14 protein-coding genes are annotated in these 18,068 nt (G+C 65.8%); 10 read left to right on the forward strand and 4 right to left on the reverse strand.

The window, feature by feature from the left end; genetic code table 11:
• Positions 1-124: 124 nt before the first annotated feature.
• Positions 125-625 carry an Hcp family type VI secretion system effector gene (locus FIV34_RS05395; RefSeq protein ID WP_139980412.1) on the reverse strand — a complete coding sequence of 167 codons (501 nt, stop codon included), beginning with the start codon at positions 623-625 and terminating at the stop codon, positions 125-127.
• 217 nt (positions 626-842) lie between these two features.
• Here FIV34_RS05395 and FIV34_RS05400 point away from each other — a divergent pair, with 217 nt between their 5' ends.
• Positions 843-1,298 (forward strand): DUF2778 domain-containing protein, encoded by a 456-nt coding sequence (locus tag FIV34_RS05400; protein WP_139980414.1) that lies wholly within the window; start codon positions 843-845, stop codon positions 1,296-1,298.
• Between the two features lie 713 nt (positions 1,299-2,011).
• On the opposite strand, the gene FIV34_RS05405 is transcribed toward FIV34_RS05400, so the two are convergent.
• Complete coding sequence (locus tag FIV34_RS05405; protein WP_139980416.1) at positions 2,012-4,138, reverse strand: M13 family metallopeptidase; 2,127 nt, start codon at positions 4,136-4,138, stop codon at positions 2,012-2,014.
• Positions 4,139-4,378: 240 nt separating this feature from the next.
• Here FIV34_RS05405 and FIV34_RS05410 point away from each other — a divergent pair, with 240 nt between their 5' ends.
• Positions 4,379-6,064, forward strand: coding sequence for a phospholipase C (locus FIV34_RS05410; protein WP_139980418.1), 1,686 nt, complete (start codon positions 4,379-4,381; stop codon positions 6,062-6,064).
• Positions 6,057-7,679, forward strand: coding sequence for a multicopper oxidase family protein (locus tag FIV34_RS05415; protein WP_246058754.1), 1,623 nt, complete (start codon positions 6,057-6,059; stop codon positions 7,677-7,679). The genes FIV34_RS05410 and FIV34_RS05415 overlap by 8 nt, the downstream gene beginning before the upstream one ends.
• 2 nt (positions 7,680-7,681) lie before the next feature.
• On the opposite strand, the gene FIV34_RS05420 is transcribed toward FIV34_RS05415, so the two are convergent.
• Positions 7,682-9,466, reverse strand: a complete 1,785-nt coding sequence (locus tag FIV34_RS05420) for a M14 family metallopeptidase (protein WP_139980420.1) — start codon at positions 9,464-9,466, stop codon at positions 7,682-7,684.
• An 81-nt stretch (positions 9,467-9,547) separates the two neighbouring features.
• Between FIV34_RS05420 and FIV34_RS05425 the strand changes: the two genes are divergently transcribed.
• The 5 genes from FIV34_RS05425 to FIV34_RS05445 all read left to right on the forward strand — a co-directional run bounded on the left by FIV34_RS05425 (position 9,548) and on the right by FIV34_RS05445 (position 13,401).
• Positions 9,548-10,054 (forward strand): RNA polymerase sigma factor, encoded by a 507-nt coding sequence (locus FIV34_RS05425; RefSeq protein ID WP_139980422.1) that lies wholly within the window; start codon positions 9,548-9,550, stop codon positions 10,052-10,054.
• Between the two features lie 11 nt (positions 10,055-10,065).
• Positions 10,066-10,677, forward strand: coding sequence for a hypothetical protein (locus FIV34_RS05430; RefSeq protein WP_139980424.1), 612 nt, complete (start codon positions 10,066-10,068; stop codon positions 10,675-10,677).
• A 68-nt stretch (positions 10,678-10,745) separates the two neighbouring features.
• Entirely contained in the window at positions 10,746-11,411 is a 666-nt protein-coding gene (locus FIV34_RS05435) for a response regulator (protein ID WP_139980426.1), read from the forward strand.
• Positions 11,408-12,796, forward strand: coding sequence for a sensor histidine kinase (locus FIV34_RS05440; protein WP_139980428.1), 1,389 nt, complete (start codon positions 11,408-11,410; stop codon positions 12,794-12,796). Before FIV34_RS05435 ends, FIV34_RS05440 begins: the two co-directional genes overlap by 4 nt.
• 86 nt (positions 12,797-12,882) lie before the next feature.
• Positions 12,883-13,401 carry a Dps family protein gene (locus tag FIV34_RS05445; RefSeq protein ID WP_139980430.1) on the forward strand — a complete coding sequence of 173 codons (519 nt, stop codon included), beginning with the start codon at positions 12,883-12,885 and terminating at the stop codon, positions 13,399-13,401.
• Positions 13,402-13,466: 65 nt separating this feature from the next.
• On the opposite strand, the gene FIV34_RS05450 is transcribed toward FIV34_RS05445, so the two are convergent.
• A complete protein-coding gene (locus FIV34_RS05450) occupies positions 13,467-15,341 on the reverse strand; it encodes a M61 family metallopeptidase (protein ID WP_139980432.1) in 1,875 nt (624 codons plus the stop codon).
• A gap of 132 nt (positions 15,342-15,473) precedes the next feature.
• Between FIV34_RS05450 and FIV34_RS05455 the strand changes: the two genes are divergently transcribed.
• Positions 15,474-15,923, forward strand: coding sequence for a DUF4442 domain-containing protein (locus FIV34_RS05455; protein ID WP_139980434.1), 450 nt, complete (start codon positions 15,474-15,476; stop codon positions 15,921-15,923).
• Positions 15,924-15,980: 57 nt separating this feature from the next.
• On the forward strand, positions 15,981-18,011 hold the full coding sequence (locus tag FIV34_RS05460) for a glycoside hydrolase family protein (RefSeq protein ID WP_139980436.1): 2,031 nt from the start codon (positions 15,981-15,983) through the stop codon (positions 18,009-18,011).
• Positions 18,012-18,068: the final 57 nt, after the last annotated feature.

Here is an 18,068-nt window from a genome sequence, read left to right on the forward strand (position 1 = left end):
GTAAGCGGCCCTCCGCTTATGTCGGCCCCAGGGGCCTGCCCACCACCCAGTCCACGCGCCCCGTTTCGTGTCGCACGAGCCGCACACCATCCGTTATGGGGCGGCATTTGGGAGGCGACGGGTGTTACTGGAAGGTCCGCGTGTTCGTAGCCAGATTCCATGCGCCGAGGACGGCACCGCCCTGGCTGCCATCAATGTTTTGTTTCTGGTACTTCCATTGGATCGCCGAGTACCTGAGCGAGACCTCTTCTACCGGGAGCATGTTCTCGCTCGTGAGGGCTCGCACGCGCGAGACCAGAACATTCTTCAACTGGATCTCGAGGTATTTCACCCGCTTTCCGTCGCCTGCGTCCCTGTAGAAGTCGATCTGTGCCGATTTGAACGTGGTGCCACCCGCAACTGCCTGGTAGAGAAGCGGGCTGGATGTATCCATGTGCTTCATCACCAACATGTCTTCGTGCTCGGCACGGCCAATCGTATGGCCTCCCGATGTCGAGGCAACACGTGACGTCGGTTGAGCAATCTCCTGCACCCAGGAAAACAGTTCGATCCACTGGCTGTGCTCTCGATCAGAAGACTCCCCTGGAAGAGTCGGGTCAGCAAGTTTCAGGTAAATACTTTTCACGAAATTCCTCAACGATACGCAGCGAAGTGGGGTGACTTCAGAGCATGAAGAGCCCCGAAGTCGCATGGCGTTATACATACTTCAGCCATCAACGTAGAGCGCAACGCTGCATTCATCGCGCCGTGATTTCCCTTCGATTCACCTTGAGCGAAATCGCCTGCAAATATGCCGTCGCGATGTGGGACTATCCGGTCCCTTTCATCATCGGAGGTAGAACATGTTGAACTGTCGCTTTCGCCTCAATGGCCTGGATATGAGCGCAATCACCGTCGGCCAGACCAGCTTCCCTGCGTTCTCCGGAAACGGTCCACACGTCAATAAGTGGAGTGCGCAGTGCAAACCAGCATCCGGCCCTATTCCCGTCGGCACGTACTACATCGTGGATCGTCTTTCGGGAGGGCTTGCGGCGAAGCTTGATCCTTTGCTCAAGAAGGATCTTTGGTTTTCGCTGTATCCGGCTGACGAAGCCGTCGATGACGAAGCGTATTGCGACGGCGTGATGCGAGGGAACTTCAGACTCCTTCCCGCCGTTGGTTCAGGTCGCAGCATCGGATGCATCACGTTGCCGTTCCTCATGGATTTCCTGCATCTTCGGAAAATCATTCTCGATGCGAAGCCCCATGAGCTTCCCGGTACGGATGTGACGGTTTATGGACGAGTTGTCGTCTCTTGAGAAAAATGATCTTTCTGGTCGTCTCGACCATCTGGGTGTGTCTCGTCGGAGCTTCGCTGCTAGTGGTTCGTGAGATTCTCGGACCCTGGCCACCGCTTGAGAGCCCCGTCGTCGATGCCCTCTGCAACGCGATCGGGATTTCTGACACCTTCCTGAGAGCGGACATCAACCTTATCGTTTGGGCGCTCACCTGGACACTGTCGTTCCATATCGCGGCTTTCGCCGCATGGGCAGTCGCGAAGCGAACCGTCCTGCGATAACCATCTGCTTCGTTCGTGCCGCCCAGCGCTTTCGCGGCGTCGCGGAGGCTTTGCTCTCCGGCCACAACCCTCATGGCCGTCCAGAGAGTCCTGGGTGCCCACCCTCGAGGCGAGTTTAGTGTCGCGAGGGGGCTGGAAGGATCAGGCCCGCAGGGGGTGGGCCATGGAGGGCCCACCGTTTTCGCCACGACAGGGAATGTCGTGTCGAAAACCCCCGCCCAGCCACCGGTTCGCGGCCGTAGGCCAATAAGAAAGCCAGCCGCGTAGCGGCTCTCTCTTTCGAACGCAGAGCGTTGTCTGAGCAGCGAGGGTGGGCACCCAGGGCTCTCTCCGCGACCACGTCAGAGCGCTACCGCGATGCCGAAGGCGAGCCCTCCCAATGGCAATAAAAAAAGACGCCGCACGGTGAGTGCGGCGTCTTCGTCTATCGCAGTGATCGATAGGTAACGCGAGTTACCAGATCTTCACCTGCTTATCGCCCGAGCGGACCATGTTCGAGCCGGCCTTGCACTGGTAAGCGTTAGCAAACGCTTCCATGTTCGACGGCGCGCCGATGGCACGCAGCGATGCCGGTGCATGCGGATCCACGTTCAGGTACAGCATCGCCTGCTTCTCGCGGACGCTGCCGCGCCACACGCGGGCCCAGTTCAGGAAGAAGCGCTGGTCCTGGGTGTAGCCGTCGATCTTCGACTCCGCTTCCTGCGGGTTCTTCTTCAGTGCTTCCTGCAGGGCGTCGTACGCCACGTTCAGGCCGCCCAGGTCGGCGATGTTCTCGCCCAGGGTCAGCTTGCCGTTGACGTGCAGGTCCGGCTTGTCCTTGATCGGCGCGTAGTCGTTGAACTGCGCGACCAGGCGGCCCGTGCGCTCTTCGAACTTCTTCTTGTCCGCGTCGGTCCACCAGTTCTTGTTGTTGCCTTCGCCATCGAACTGGCTGCCTTCGTCATCGAAGCCGTGGCTGGCTTCGTGGCCGATCACCGCGCCGATACCGCCGTAGTTGATCGCGTCGTCGCCGTTGGCATCAAAGAACGGCGGCTGCAGGATCGCGGCCGGGAAGTTGATGGTGTTGTCGGTCGGGTTGTAATACGCGTTCACCGTCTGCGGGGTCATGCCCCAGTCAAGGCGGTCGGTCGGCTTGCCGATCTTGGCGATGTCGTAGTGGTAGTTGAACTTGCTGGCGGCTTCGACGTTGCCGAAGTAGTTATCGCCGGCCACTTCCAGGCCCGACCAGTCGCGCCACTTGTCCGGGTAGCCGATCTTCGGCAGGAAGGTGTTCCACTTGGCGATGGCCTTCTGCTTGGTCTCGTCGCTCATCCAGTCGAGCTTCTCGATGCGCGCCTTGAGGGCATTACGCACGTTGTCGACCAGCTCGTTGGCGCGCTGCTTCGCTTCCGGCTTGAACACCTTGGCGACGTACAGCTGGCCCAGCGCTTCGCCCATGGACGAATTGACGGTGCCGAGCACGCGCTTCCAGCGCGGCTTCTGCTGCGGCTGGCCGGCGAGGGTCTTGCCGTAGAAGTCGAACTTGTTGTCCTGGAACGACTTCGACAGGTACGGCGACGCGCTGTCGATGGCGTGGAAGCGCAGGTAGGCCTGCCAGGTGGCGACCGGGGTGCTGGCCAGCATCTTGTCGAACTGGCTGAAGAACTTCGGCTGCGAGAGCGAGAAGCCCTTGTCGATGGTCACGCCCTGGGCGGCGAAGAACTTCTCCCAGTTGAAGTGCGGGGTGATCTTGTCCGCTTCCTTCACCGAGACGAAGTGGTACTGGTTTTCCGGCGCACGCAGTTCGACCGGTGCCAGCGAGGCCGAGGCCAGCTGGGTTTCGAACTTCATGATGTCGTCGGCCTGCTTCTTCGCGTCGGCGTCGGACACGCCGGCGAGGGTCAGGGTCTTGGCGATGTAGTCGACGTAGGCCTTGCGGTTATCGGCCTGCTTCGGATCGGTGTAGTAATCCTTGGTCGGCAGGCCCAGGCCATCCTGCTGCGCGTAGCCGATCTGCACCTTGGCGTTCTGGAAGTCCGCGCCCGAGCCGAAGCCGAACACGTAGCCATTGCCGTCGTTGAAGCTGGCGTCGAGGAAGTCGGCGATGTCCTGCGGGGACTTCAGCGCGTCGATCTTGGCCAGTTCCGGCTTGAGCGGCTCGACGCCGGCCTTTTCGATCGCGGCTTCGTCCATGCCCGAGCGGTAGATCAGGCCGATCTTCTGCTCGATGGTGCCGGCCTTCGCGCTGTCGGCGCCCTTGTTCGCGGCGTCGACGATGTCGTGCTGCGTGTTCAGGCTGTTCTCGGCCAGTTGGTCGAACGCGCCCCAACGGGTGCGGTCGTCCGGGATCGGGTTGGCGGCCACCCACTTGCTGTTGACGAAGCCGTTGAAGTCGTCGCACGCGTTGATGCCGGTATCGAGCTCGGCCACATCGAAGGTCGGCTTGGCCGGGGCGGCGGCCACGGCCGGCGCGGTGCTGGCGGCGGCGGGCTGGCTGGCAGCCGGGGCGGCGGTATCGGCATCGTTGTGCTGGCTGCAGGCGGTGCCGACGAGCGCGACGCTCAGCGCCAGTGCGAGCGGCTTCAGGTACTGCTTGGTCATGGATATCCCTCAGTGGATGGTCACGGATCGGCACTCCCCGGCGCCGGCCCCGCCCGAGGATAGTCCTTGCGGAGGCGGGAAGGGGCCCACTGTGACGAAAGTCATGGTTTGAGGAAAAGCTCAAACATCGGCCATTTTGTCCCTTGGCTGTCACAACAGGTTCCTACGCTTCCCCTTACCGCATGACAGGGGATGCGGCCCATAGCTAGTCGGCGCATCCACCACCGAGGAGCCACTGTCATGCGCAAGATCCTGGCCGCGGGCATTGCCTGCGTGCTTTCCCTTTCGGCCGCCACCCTGGTCGTCGCCCAGCAGACCGCCCCGGCGGACGCGGCCTCCAGCGCCCTGAGTTTCGGCTTCGGCCACGGCGGTCACGGCAGCGACCCCCGCACGTCCACCCCCATCAAGCACATCGTGGTGATCTTTCAGGAGAACGTCTCCTTCGATCATTACTTCGGCACCTACCCCTTCGCGGGCAATGGCCGCGGCGAGCCGGCGTTCTACGCACGGCCCTTCACGCCGAACGTCAACGGGCTGGACCACAAGCTCCTGACCCGTAACCCGAACGCGACGAACACGGCCAACGCCGATGCGGCGATCAACCCGTTCCGGCTGACCCGGGCCCAGGCCGCCACCGCCGACCAGGACCACGGCTACACCTCGGAACAGCGCGCCTTCCATGGCGGCAAGATGGATCTGTTCCCGCTGTACACCGGCCACGGCGAGACCCTGCCGGGCGGCGACGCCTCGGAAGAGGGCAAGGGCCAGGTCATGGGCTATTACGACGGCAACACCGTCACGGCCTACTGGAACTACGCCCAGCATTTCGCGATGAGCGACAACAGCTACGGCACGGTGTTCGGCCCGTCGAGCCCGGGTGCGATCAACCTGATCTCCGGCCAGACCGCGGGCGTCATCGACACCCTCAACGGTACCGGCGCGGAAACCGACGACGGCCATGGCGGCCTGACGATGATCGGCGACCCGGATCCGATCGGCGACGTCTGCTCCTCGCCGACGTCCAACCAGGCCACCATGGGCGGACGCAACATCGGTGACCTGCTGAACGACCAGAAGGTGACCTGGGGCTGGTTCCAGGGCGGGTTTGACCTGACCCGCGCCAACCCCGATGGCAGCACCGGCTGCACGCGCCGCACGCTGTCGGCGGTGACCAACACCACGTCAAACGACTACAGCCCGCACCACCAGCCGTTCCAGTACTACCCCTCCACGGCGAACCCGACGCATGCGCGGCCGACCTCGGTGGCGAACATCGGCAAGACGGACGCTGCCAATCACCAGTACGACATCGAGGATTTCTACGATGCGCTGGACGCGGGCAACCTGCCGTCGGTGAGCTTCCTGAAGGCCCCGGCCTACCAGGACGGCCACGCGGGCTATTCCGATCCGCTGGATGAGCAGGCCTTCGTGGTGAAGGTGATGAACGCCCTGCAGAAGAGCGGTGAGTGGAACGACACGGCCGTGGTCATCGCGTATGACGACTCCGATGGCTGGTACGACCACCAGGATCCGCCGCACGTGCATGCCTCCACCGGCACCACCGACGCGCTTGACGGCGACGGCGTGTGCAAGGGCCGCACCGTGCTTCCGGGCATCGATGGCAAGACGCCGGCCATGGGCCGCTGCGGCTTTGGTCCGCGCCTGCCGCTGCTGGTGGTGTCACCGTGGGCTCGCGACAACTTCGTGGACCACAACGTCACCGACCAGAGCTCGATCACGCGCTTCATCGAAGACAACTGGCTGGAAGGCAAGCGCATCGGCGGCGGTTCCAGCGACGCCTCGGCGGGCCGGATCGACGGCATGTTCGACTTCTTCCTGCCGCGGTTCTTCGGCCGCACGCTGATCCTCGACGAGACGACGGGCCAGCCGAAGGGCCGTCCGTGGCCCGGTAACGGGCATGGTTGATCGCCGCCGTTTCCTTAAGGCGGTGGGTAGCGCGGCCGCGGCGGGATGGATCCCGTCGCGGCTGTTTGCGCACGACATGAAGCACATGGAGATGGCGCCGACCGGCAAGGTCGGAAACGACCTGTGCATGCACGCCATGGGCGATACCACGCGGATGCCGGGGCTGGTCGATCCGGCGAAGCTCGCCGCGTTCGTCGATCCGCTGCCGATCCCGACGGTGCTCCGGCCTGAACCGGGCAAGCTCCTGACGGTGCGCATGGCGGCGAGCCAGCAGAAGCTGCATCGCGACCTGCCGCCCACCGAGCTGTGGACGTACAACGGCAGCTATCCCGGCCCGACGATCGAAGCACGCAGCGGCCAGGCGTTTGATGTGTCCTGGGACAACGGCCTGCCGACCAAGCATTTCCTTCCCGTCGACCACAACATCTGTGGAGCGGAAGCGGACAAGCCGCTGGTGCGCGCCATCACCCATCTGCACGGTGCGAAGGTGCCGCGCAAGGACGACGGCTACCCGGAAGACTGGTACGTGCCGGGCAAGTCGCGCCGGCATCATTACCCGAACGCGCAGGACGCCGCCACGCTGTGGTACCACGACCACGCCATGGGCATTAACCGGCTGAACATGTACGCCGGGCTCATGGGCCTTTACCTGTTGCGCGACGAGCACGAGCTGTCGCTCGGCCTGCCGTCGGGCGACTTCGAGCTGCCGCTGGTCATCGCCGACCGCTGGCTGCGCGACGACGGCCGCCTGTATTACCCGGACTCCGGCGACGCGACGGCGCCGTGGGTCCCCGAAGTGTTTGGCAACCTTACGCTGGTGAACGGGGCGATCCTGCCGCGCGCCGACGTGCAGCCGCGCCGTTACCGGCTGCGCGTGGTGAACGCCGCGAACGGGCGCTTCTACCACCTTCGCTTCAAGGACGGCCGGCCGTTCCAGGTCATCGGTTCGGACCAGGGTCTGCTCGCCGCGCCCGCGACGATGCGCGCCATCTTTCTCGCGCCCGGCGAACGCGCCGACATCGTCGTGGACTTCGCCCCGTTGCGCGGTGGCACGGTGGAACTGATGAACGACGCACTGCCGCTGATGCGTTTCGCGGTGGGGCAGGGCGCGGTGCAGGACGACAGCCGTGTACCGGACGTGCTGCGCGACCTGCCGCGTGTCACCGAAGCCAGCGCGTCAAAGACCCGCGAGATGACTCTGGACGAGTACAGCGACTGCGTCGCCACGCCCATGCTCATGCTGCTCAACGGCAAGCGCTGGCACGATCCGGTGACGGAAACGATCAAGATCGGAAGCACGGAGATGTGGAACCTGGTGAACCTCACCGAGGACACGCATCCCGTGCACCTGCACCTGGTGCGTTTCCAGATCCTCGACCGGCGTCCGTACGACGTCGACGAGTACATGGAAAAGAAAACCATCCGCTACGTCGGCCTGGCCCAGCTCCCTCCACCGCACGAGCGTGGGTGGAAGGATGTGGTCCAGTCGTACCCAGGCATGGTGACGCGGATCGTTGCCACGTTCGACGGCTACGCCGGCCGCTATGCGTGGCATTGCCATCTCGCCGAGCACGAGGCCAACGAGATGATGCGTCCCTTCGAGGTGGTCGCCTGAGCTCAGTGCACCTGCTGCAGGGCGGTGCGGTCGAGGCGAAGCACGGGGTACGCCCCCACCTTCTGCGCGGTGTACCACGGGCTGCGTTCGAAGAAGAACGACAGGCGGGCGCGCGGGCTCGATGCGAAGGCCGGATCGGCGGCGACCTTCGCATCGAACTCGGCCTTCAGCGCCGGGTTCTCCGCGATCATCTTGCGAGCCAGGGCTTCCATCACGCGCGGCTCGCCGTATTCCTTCGGCTCGAAGATGGCGTCGAGGTAACCCCAGCGCAGCAGTGAATCCGGTGCGCGCGCATCGAGCAGGTTGGCGGCAAGCACGGCGTCGGCGTCATCACTGCGCACGATCACGGTGCCGGCCGGGAGCGTCACCGTGGCCTGCGCGGGGGTGATGGTGGCATCGCGCAGCAGGTGGTGGCCCTCGAAGGGCTTCTCGGCCCAGCTCGGGTTGGTCAGCATGTCCTGCGTGGCGCTGACGGTGACCGGTGCCTGCGTGGTCGTATACGGAATATGGTGCGCATCGAGGCGGCTGATGATCGCCGTCCACTGCGCCGGGATCACCCACGCGGCCGGCAACGGCGCGGCCACGTCCGGCTGCAGGTCGAGCCAGCTCTGGATCGCGTAGGTCTTCTTCCTGGTCGGGTCGTACTGGATCCAGGTGTCGCCGGAGATGTCGCTCTTCGTCTGCGTGAACGCGTAACCCTTCAGCGTGAATGGCTTCGATGTCGGGTCCGCTTTGAAGGTGACGGCCAGCGACGCGTCCGGTGCGGCGGAGAGCGCGGCGGCCCACGTGTCGGCATCCTTCGATGCTTTCAGTAGCGCCGCCGGGTCGCGATTCACGTGGTCGAGCACGGCACGCACGATGTCGTAGGTGCCGTGCACGCGCACCGCGTACGGCTTCAGCATGTGCGTTTCGATCAGCAGGCCGGCGCGGTTGCGGATCGCCGCGTAGCCCGTGGAGAAGCGCGGGCCGGAACCGAAGTTCTCGATGCCCTTGGTCGGGTCGCGGCCGTCCTTGAATTCCAGGTACGGCGAGGCGAGGTGGCCCATGGCCTCGTAATGCGGAATGGCATCACCGTCGATGGCGGCCTTCTGCCAGGCCGCCACGGAAGGCGCCAGCTTGTGCGCATCCTCGGTGTACCAGGTGAGGTCGTACTGGTAGTCAGCGCCATCGGTGGTGTGGATGTCGATCAGCAGGTCCGGCCGCCAGGTGTTCCACAGCTGCAGCCACGCGCGGGTTTCCGGCGCGTCGGCTTTCACGTAGTCGCGGTTGAGGTTGAGGTACTGGGCCTGGCCGCGAAAGCCCATCTGTTCCGGGCCGTTCTGGTTGATGCGGAAGTACGGGCCCGCGTTCTCGTGGCCATCCACGCTATACACCGGGATGAACACCAGCACGGCGTGGTCGAGCAGGTGGGCGAGCTTGCCAGTGACCGCGAAGTCGCGCAGCAGCATCAGGCCGGCATCCTTGCCCTCGATCTCGCCGGGGTGGATGCCCGCCTGCAGCAGCACCACGGGCTTGCCGGCGGCGCGTGCCTTCTCGGGTGTCAGGTCGCCGTCTTTCGCAGCAACCACTACCGTCATCGGCCGGCCTTCGGGCGTGGTGCCGAAGGTCTGCAGGCTCAGCGTGCCGTGCGAGGCATCTACCACGCGATGCAGGTAGGCCAGCGTGTCCGCATAGGATGGCGTGGTGCGGAAGCCCGAGGCCTCGGCCGGGGTGATCCAGGACTCGCTGGCATGGCTGGCGAACGGGGCGGCGGCGAGCAGGGCGAGGAAAAGGCGAGTGGCGCGCATGGAACCTACCGGCGAGGGGAATCCGGCCATTGTGTGATTTTTTGCCGCGCCGGGCGAATCATGGGGGAAAGAGGAGGGCACATGGCCGACGAGGAACGCCGACGACGCTGCGAAAGCCTGCTGCGTGAGCACCGCCGCATCGTGTTCAAGGTGGCCGCGGTGTATGCACGCAATGCCGAGGACCGGCAGGACCTGGCGCAGGATATTGCGCTGCAGGTGTGGCGCTCATTCGCCTCCTATGACCCGGCACGGCCGTTCACGACGTGGATGTATCGGGTGGCGCTCAACGTAGGGCTCTCGCATGCCCGCCGCGAGCGCGAACGGCCGCCCATGGAGGGCGCCGATGCACTGGATGCCTTGGAAGGCGGCATGCCCATCGTCGAGCCCGACGAACGGCTTGCTCACCTGGCCCGGGCGATCGAGGCCCTGGAGCCCCTCGAACGCGCCCTGGCCCTGCTTTACCTGGACGAGCTGCCCTACACCGAGATCGCGGGCGTGCTCGGCCTTTCCGAAACCAACGTGGGCACGCGCATCGCCCGCCTGAAGCAGCGCCTGCGCCGCCAACTCATTGGCACGCCTACCCCCTGAAGGAGACACGCATGGAACTCGACGAACTGAAAGCCAGCTGGGCCGAACTGGACCGCCGCGTGGCGAGGCTGGAAGTGGCCATGCCGACGGGCGGCGCGGCGCGGGGCGTGCGCGCCGAGCTGCGGCCGCTGCGCTGGGGGCAGTCGGTGCAGGCGTTGGCCGGGCTGTTGCTGGCCATGGCGGCGGGTTCGTTCTGGGTGGACCACCGCGACGCGGCCGGCCCCCTCGTGGCCGGCCTGCTCCTGCACCTCTACGGCATCGCCATGATCGTGGCGGCGGCCCGCAACCTGGTCCTGGCCGCGCGGGCCGTCGAGGACGTACCCGTGGTCGAACTGCAGCAACGCGTTGCGACGCTCCGCGCCTGGCGCATCCGCGAGGGCCGCTGGTTTGGCGTGGCCGGTTGCTTCATGTGGGTACCGATGGTGGTCTGTGCCTTCGCGCTGCTGGGCGTGGATATCGTGGCGGCCAACCCGGTATACATGGCCTTCAACCTGCTGGCGGGGGTCGTGTGCGCGGGCGTGTTCGTCCTCGTGTCGCGGCTCGACAAGGCGCCGGAGGGCGGGGCGGTGCGCCGCGCCCGGGAGCGGCTGGATGAAGTCATCCGCTTCACCCGCGGCGGGTAACCTAAGCCCGAGCTAAGCTGGGGCTCCTGATAATCCGCACGGTTCCCCACCCCCAAGGCCATGCCTGCGTGCACATCCTCCTCGTCGAAGACGACCCCCAGCTCGGCGATGCCATCCGCCGCGCGCTGGAGCGCCTCGCCCACACCATCACCTGGATCCGTGACGGCAACGAGGCCCTGGTGGCGCTGCGCGAGCTCGATGCCGACCTGGTGCTCCTCGATCTTGGCCTGCCCGGCATGGACGGCCTGGACGTGCTGACGGACGCGCGCCGCCTGCGGGTGACCACGCCGGTCATCGTCATGTCGGCCCGTGACCAGCTCGATGCGCGCATCCAGGTGCTGGATGCGGGTGCGGACGACTACATCGTCAAGCCGTTCCACCTGGACGAGCTGGCGGCACGAATCCGCTCGCTGTCGCGCCGTGTTCGTGGCGCCGCGGTGAATCGCCTCGAGGCCGGGGCGCTGAGCCTCGACCTGGGCACCTTCGACGTGGTGTGGCGAGGCGAGAAGGTGGACCTCACGCGGCGCGAGTTCGGCCTGCTGCAGGCGCTGATGGAACGGGCCGGCCGCATCGTCCGTCGCGAGGCGCTGGAGACCTCGCTCTATGGGCCTGGCAGCGACGTGAGCACGAGCGCGCTGGAGGTGCTGGTCCACTCGCTGCGGCGCAAGCTGAGCCCGGGCGCCATCCAGACGGTGCGCGGTTTCGGCTACATGGTGCCGCGGGAACCGACGTGAGGTCGCTCAGCCTGCGATCGCGCCTCCTCGTGCTTATCATCGGGGTGCTCGCCGCCGTGCTGTTGCCGCTGGGCGTGCTCAGCGCGCAGCGCACGCTGAACGAAGTGGATGAGCTCTCGGACGGCCGCCTGGCGCAGGCCGCACGCACGCTGGAAGTGCTGGTGAACCGGATTGGCGTGGACCAGCTGCGCGACCAGCGCACGGCCCGCCTGCTCGTGCCGAGCATCTCCAACCATCCCGCCGAACTCACGGTGGAAGGCCGCACCTACGAGTCCGAGGTCGGTTTCCAGGTGTTCGACCGCGACGGCACCCTGCTCATGGCCACAGAGAACCTGGCCGGTGTCCCCCGCACCTTCGTACCCGATGGCCAGTTCGAGGACGTCGACCACGGCCGGTACACCTGGCGGGTGTTCACCCTGATCATGGAGAAGGAAGGCATCACCATCCGCGCGGGCGAGCGCTACGACAGCCGCCACGAGATTACCCGCGCCCTGTGGGTGGAACATGGTCTGCCGACCCTGCTGGGCCTGCCGCTGCTGGCGCTGCTGGTGGGCTGGGCGATCCGTCGTGGCCTGGGCCCGCTGGAAGAGCTGGCGGGTGCCTTGTCCCGGCGCGAGCCGGGCAGCCGCGAACCGATCCACCTGAGCACCGCGCCGGAGGAACTGCAGCCGGTGCTGGCGGCGCTGAACGAGCAGATTTTCCGGCTGGAAAGCGCCCTGGAGCGTGAGCGCCGCTTCAGCGCCGACGTGGCGCACGAACTGCGCACGCCGCTGGCCTCGACCATGATCAACCTGGAAAGCGCCATGGCCTCGGCGCGCCCCGAAGAAGCCCAGGCCGCACTGGAAGCCGCGCGCGAATGCCTGGTGTCCCTGGCGCGGCGGACGGAGCAGCTGCTGGCGCTGGCGCGGCTGGAAGCGGGCGCCGCATCGGGCCCCCGCTCGCGGGTGGACCTGGGCGCACTGGCGCTGGATACGATCGACGAGTTGTCGCCGGTGATCGCGCGCGGCAACGTGGAACTCTCCATCGACCGCCTCGCCGAGGACCTCCACGTGGAGGGCTACGCCGTGGCGCTGGGCGCGCTGCTGCGCAATCTGCTGGACAACGCCTTCCGGCACGTACCCCCGGGCGGCCACGTCTCGCTGTCGGTGGACCGGCGCGACGGCCATCCGGTCATCGAAGTCGTGGACGACGGCCCGGGCATCCCCGCCGCCCGGCGAGCCGGCATGTTCAGCCGCTTTGCCCGTGGCGCGGATACGCAGGCGGAAGGCTATGGCCTCGGCCTCTCCATCGTCCAGCGGGCGGCCGAACTGCACGGCGCGACGGTGGAACTGCTGGACGGCCACGCCGGTCGCGGTCTCAGGGTGGTGGTGACTTTGCCAACCTGAGCCACCCGGCGCCTGATACGTTCGTGCAAGCTTTTGTAACGTGCGTCGGCGCATCCTCGGGAGCCCAAACCGGAGGAGCCCACGCAATGAAAAACACCGAAGCCGCCAAGACCCGCCGCAAGGCCGACCTGCACACGCCCAGCGGTCTCGGCGCGGATGCGACGCGCGACATTTCTGCCGAGCTGAATGCGTTGCTTGCCGACACCTTCGCGCTGTACCTGAAGACCAAGAACTTCCATTGGCACATGTCCGGTCCGCGCTTCCGCGACCTGCACCTGCTGCTGGACGAACAGTCGGAGCAGATTTTCGAGATCACCGACGATATCGCCGAGCGCGTGCGCAAGATCGGTGGTACGACGCTGCGCTCCATCGGCCACATCAGCCGCCTGCAGCGCCTCTCCGACAACGACGCCGATTTCGTCACCCCGCAGGACATGATCGCGGAGCTGCGCGAAGACAACATGCGCTTCATCGCGTCGCTGCGCGAAACGCATGGCGTGTGCGATGAATACGCCGACGTGGCCACGGCCAGCCTGATCGAAAACTGGATCGACCAGGCGGAGCGTCGCGCGTGGTTCCTGTTTGAGATTGCTCGCGAGAAGTAAGCGCCCTGGAGGGTTTCGCGACATCGCAACGGGGTTTGTTGCGATGTCGCGAAAGGGGCGTGTGTTTATTTCTTGGGGGTGGCAATGGCGCCGATCAGGTCCTTGCCTTCGCCGCGCACCAGGTGCGGGTACTTCAGGCCACCGTGGTAATCCACTTTCACGGTCTGGTAGTCATCGACGTTCTTCACCAGGAACTCGATCGGCGTGGTGGTCGCCTTGGCATCGGCCACGGCATCCTTGAGCACCTGCGCCGAGAAGTCCTTGCCGTTCACGGCGACGATGGTGACGCCCGGCACCAGGCCGGCCTTGGCCGCGGCACCTTCCCACTGCGCATCGCGCACTTCACCCTTGTCTGACACCTGGATGCCCAGCGAGTAGGCCAGGTTGATCGTCTTGCGCAGCTTTTCCTGGGTCTTCGCGATCGCCGACGGCTTGTCGTCGAAGGAAAGCTTCCAGCCGCCGCCTTCGATACCCTTTTCCGGCATCGTGTCGCCGGTGTAATCCAGGCGCGTGCGCAGGAAGGTCTTCCAGTCGTACGGCTGCACGTCGTTGAGCGTCTTCACCACGTCCTCGAACGTATAGGTCTTCGGCACGTAGCTGCCGTTGTCCATGCCGTAGAAGGCCTTGGCGAATTCATCCAGCGTGTGCTTGCCGCCGGAGAGGTCGCGGATCTTCGTATCCACGTCCAGCCAGAGCATCTGGCCTTCCGGGTAGTAATCCGAGCTGCGGCGCAGGTTGATCCAGCCCGACGCGCCGCGCGACGAAAGCGGGATGCCGTCGGCGGTGTCCTGCAGCGAGCGCCACTGGCGGCCGGTACGCGCGCCCATGTCGGCGGCGATGGAGGCCAGCGAATCGCGCCACTGGTCGGTCGTCCAGATGCCCGAGCGGGCGGTAAGCACGCCGGCCCAGTAGTCGGTGAGGCCTTCGTACACCCAGAGCAGGTCGTCCTGCATCGGCTCGGTGAACGTCGGGGTCCACAGATCCGCCGGGCGGCGGAACTTGCCGTTCCACGAGTGCACGTACTCGTGCGGCAGCAGCGTGCCGGCCGCCGTATGCACGTCGCCATCGGTGAGGAAGTTGGCGAACAGGCGGTCATCGCTGGACTGGTGGTGTTCCAGGCCGAAGTGGCCGGTGTGGTCGGAGACCACCAGCAGGAAGTCGTAATGGCCGTAGTGGTGCGCACCGAACAGCTTGTTGGCCTGCTCGATGAGGCTGCGCTGCGGCGCGGTCTGCTTGTCGGTGATCTTCACGCTCTCGGCGGTCTCGCCGACGATATCCAGGTGCACCGGGGTGGTCTGGCCCGGGGCGAGGTCCACGCGGTTGAAGAACTGGCCGGCGATCAGCGGCGAGTCGACGAAGTTTTCGTAGCTCACCGGCTTGAAGGTGACGGTGTCGCCGGACTGCGAGGCGGTCTCCAGCGCCGTGGCGAACTTCCAGCCGGCGGGCAGCTTCACCGTCGGTTCGATGGTGATGCGGCTGGTGTAGTAGCCGGCCGGGTAGAACGAGACCTCGTTGAATTCCAGCGGCACGTAGTGCGGCGTGGCGGAGGCGAGGTAATCGAAGCTCAGGTCGAGCTTGTCCACGCCTTCGGGGACGTCCACGTGGAAGGCGTACATTTCCTTGAGGTCACGGCGCCAGGGGATCTTCTTGCCGTTGGCGGTGACGATGAAGCCGGCGACGCTGGCCAGCGGGCCGGAGGGGCCGTGCTCGCCCGGGATCCACTTCGGGTAATAGAGGATCACGTGGCCGGGGGATACCGGGATGCTCTCGCGCACGTGGAACAGGTGCCGCGCCTCGTCGGTCAGGTCCACCGTGACGGCGAGGTTGCCCTTGTAGGGCTGGTCGACCGGCGCGGGGAGCTCCTGCGCAAAGGCGGCGGGAGCGAGGGTGGCCAGCGCGATGGCGCTGGCGAGCGAGGCACGACGGAGGGGCAGGCGCATGGGCAGTTCCCGGGGCGGCGGATGAATGCCCGATGGTGGAACCAGTCGGTGGCTGGTCGTATATGCCAGAGGTCACGCATGTTTCAAACGGGGGGCTTCGTCACGGCGCGCCGCGAGGCTACGATGGCCCCCATGAAAGCACCTACCCTCCGGCGTATCCTCAACGCCTGGCCCCCGTTCCTGTTCGCCGGGATCCGTGTCGTCACCTTCAGTGACTACCGCTACGCAAAGGTGAAACTGAAGCTCGCCTGGTACAACCGCAATTACGTGCGCACGCAGTTTGGCGGCAACCTGTTCTCCATGACCGATCCGTTCTGGATGATCATGGTGCTGAAAAGCCTGGGCAACGATTACATCGTCTGGGACCAGGCCGGCGAAATCCGCTTCGTGGCGCCTGGCCGTGAAGACGTCTATGCGGAATTCCGCGTGGAAGACGCCATGCTGGACGAGATCCGCGCCGAATGCGCGGATGGCCAGAAGCACCTGCGCTGGTTCGATACCGATATCCGCACCGCGTCCGGCGAGCTTATCGCCACCGTGCGCAAGCAGCTTTACGTGCGGCGGAAGAAGCCCAAGGGGTGACGTAGCGCGCGTCGCCTGCCAGTATCGACAGCCGGACCAGTACGGGGATGTCGATCCATGGGTGACACCGCAACGAGCCGCCGCGCCTTCCTGCGCGCTTCCGCCATGGGCACGCTGGCGTCCTTCGTGCCGCTCGCGGCCACGGCCGCCGCCGCGGCATCGGGTGGCAAGGCCGCCCCCGCCGCGCCGGCCTTCCCGCCCGCACCGCTTGCGCCGCAACCCCTGCAACTGCTGCCCGCGGGCGCCATCACCCCCACGGGCTGGCTGCGCCGCCAGTTGCAGATCCAGGCCGACGGCCTCGGCGGCCATGTCGACGAGACCTGGCCCGATCTCGGCCCGGAAAGTGGCTGGCTCGGTGGCAAGGGCGAATCGTGGGAGCGTGGCCCGTATTTCCTCGATGGCCTGCTACCGCTCGCGTGGCAGCTGGATTCGGCGCCGCTGAAGGCCAAGGCCCAGCGCTTCATCGACTGGACGCTGGCAAACCCTTGGCCCAATGGCATGTTCGGCCCGCGCAGCAATGACGACTGGTGGCCGCGCATGGTGATGCTCAAGGTGCTGGCCCAGTACCAGGAGCTCACCGGCGATGCGCGCGTCGTGCCCTTCATGACCGCGTACTTCCACTACCAGCTCACCGCGTTGCCCGAACGGCCGCTGCGCGACTGGGGCCGCATGCGCTGGCAGGACGAAGTGGCGGTGCTGGTGTGGCTGTACACACGCACGCAGGACCCTAAGCTGATCGAACTCGCCCATCTGCTCAAGAAGCAGGGCTATGACTGGCAGGGCATGTTCGCCAACTTCTCGTTCAAGGAGAAGGTGGACGTGAAGGCGCTGGAAGCGAAGATGCGCAACGGCGGGGGCGACGTTTTCATGGTGGACGATGGCCTGCAGGTGCACGGCGTGAACAACGCGCAGGCGCTGAAGGCTTCGCCGGTGTGGTCGCTGATCTCGCGCAGCGCCGATGACCGCGCGGCCATCCATCACCAGCTCGACATGCTCGATACGTACCACGGCCTGCCGAACGGCATGTTCTCCGCCGACGAACACCTGGCCGGCCGCAGCCCGTCGCAGGGCGTGGAGCTGTGCACCGTCGTCGAAGCGATGTATTCCCTGGAGATGGCGCTGGCGATCACCGGCGACGCCGCGCTCGGCGATCGCATCGAACGTATCGCGTACAACGCGCTGCCCGGCACGTTCACCGATGACATGTGGGCGCACCAGTACGACCAGCAGCCGAACCAGGTGGAAGTGAGCCTGCACCGGAGGCCGTGGACGACGAACGGCCCGGAGGCCAATATCTTCGGCCTCGATCCACACTTCGGCTGCTGCACGGCCAACTTCCACCAGGGCTGGCCGAAACTCACCGCCTCGCTGTGGATGGCAACGAGCGACCGCGGGCTGGCCGCCACGGTGTACGCGCCGTGCAACGTGTCGACGGTGGTGCGCGACGTCCCCGTCGCCATCGAACAGGCCACGGATTACCCGTTCCGTGGTGATATCGTCATCACCGTGAAGCCTGCACAGGCCGTCGCGTTCCCGCTGCGAGTGCGCATTCCTGCGTGGTGCAGGCATCCGGTACTCAAGGTCAACGGCACGGCCGTGGCGGTGAAGGCCGAAGCGGGCTTCCATACGATCGAGCGCACCTGGAAGCCGGGTGATCGTATCGCGCTGTCATTCCCCGCCGAGGTCGTTACCGAAAAGGGTTACAACAACGCGGTGACCTTCGTCCGCGGTCCGTTGGTGTTTTCGCTCCCCATTGGCGAATCGTGGGTGAAGTGGCGCCCGCGCGGTCTCACCAACGACTGGCAGATCTACCCGACCAGTGCGTGGAACTATGGCGTGGCACCCGAGGCGAAAGCCGAAGAACACCCCATCGGCGACCGGCCGTTCGCCGGCGCATCCCCCGCGGTGACGCTCAGCATCAAGGGCCAGCCCGTGGCCTGGAAGGCCGAAGAGGGCGCCGCCGACCCCGTGCCGGAGAAGGTCGTGGCAACCGGCGAGCCCGCCGTGACGCTGAAGCTGGTGCCGTATGCGGGTGCGAAGTTGCGCATCACGGCCTTCCCGGCGCTGTCGGGCACCCCCGTGGCCTAAGCAGAACTACTGCCCGGGGCCTGCACCTTCCTTCGGTGGTTCGGCCCTGGGCACGCG

Source organism: Luteibacter pinisoli (assembly GCF_006385595.1).
Lineage (GTDB): Bacteria > Pseudomonadota > Gammaproteobacteria > Xanthomonadales > Rhodanobacteraceae > Luteibacter > Luteibacter pinisoli.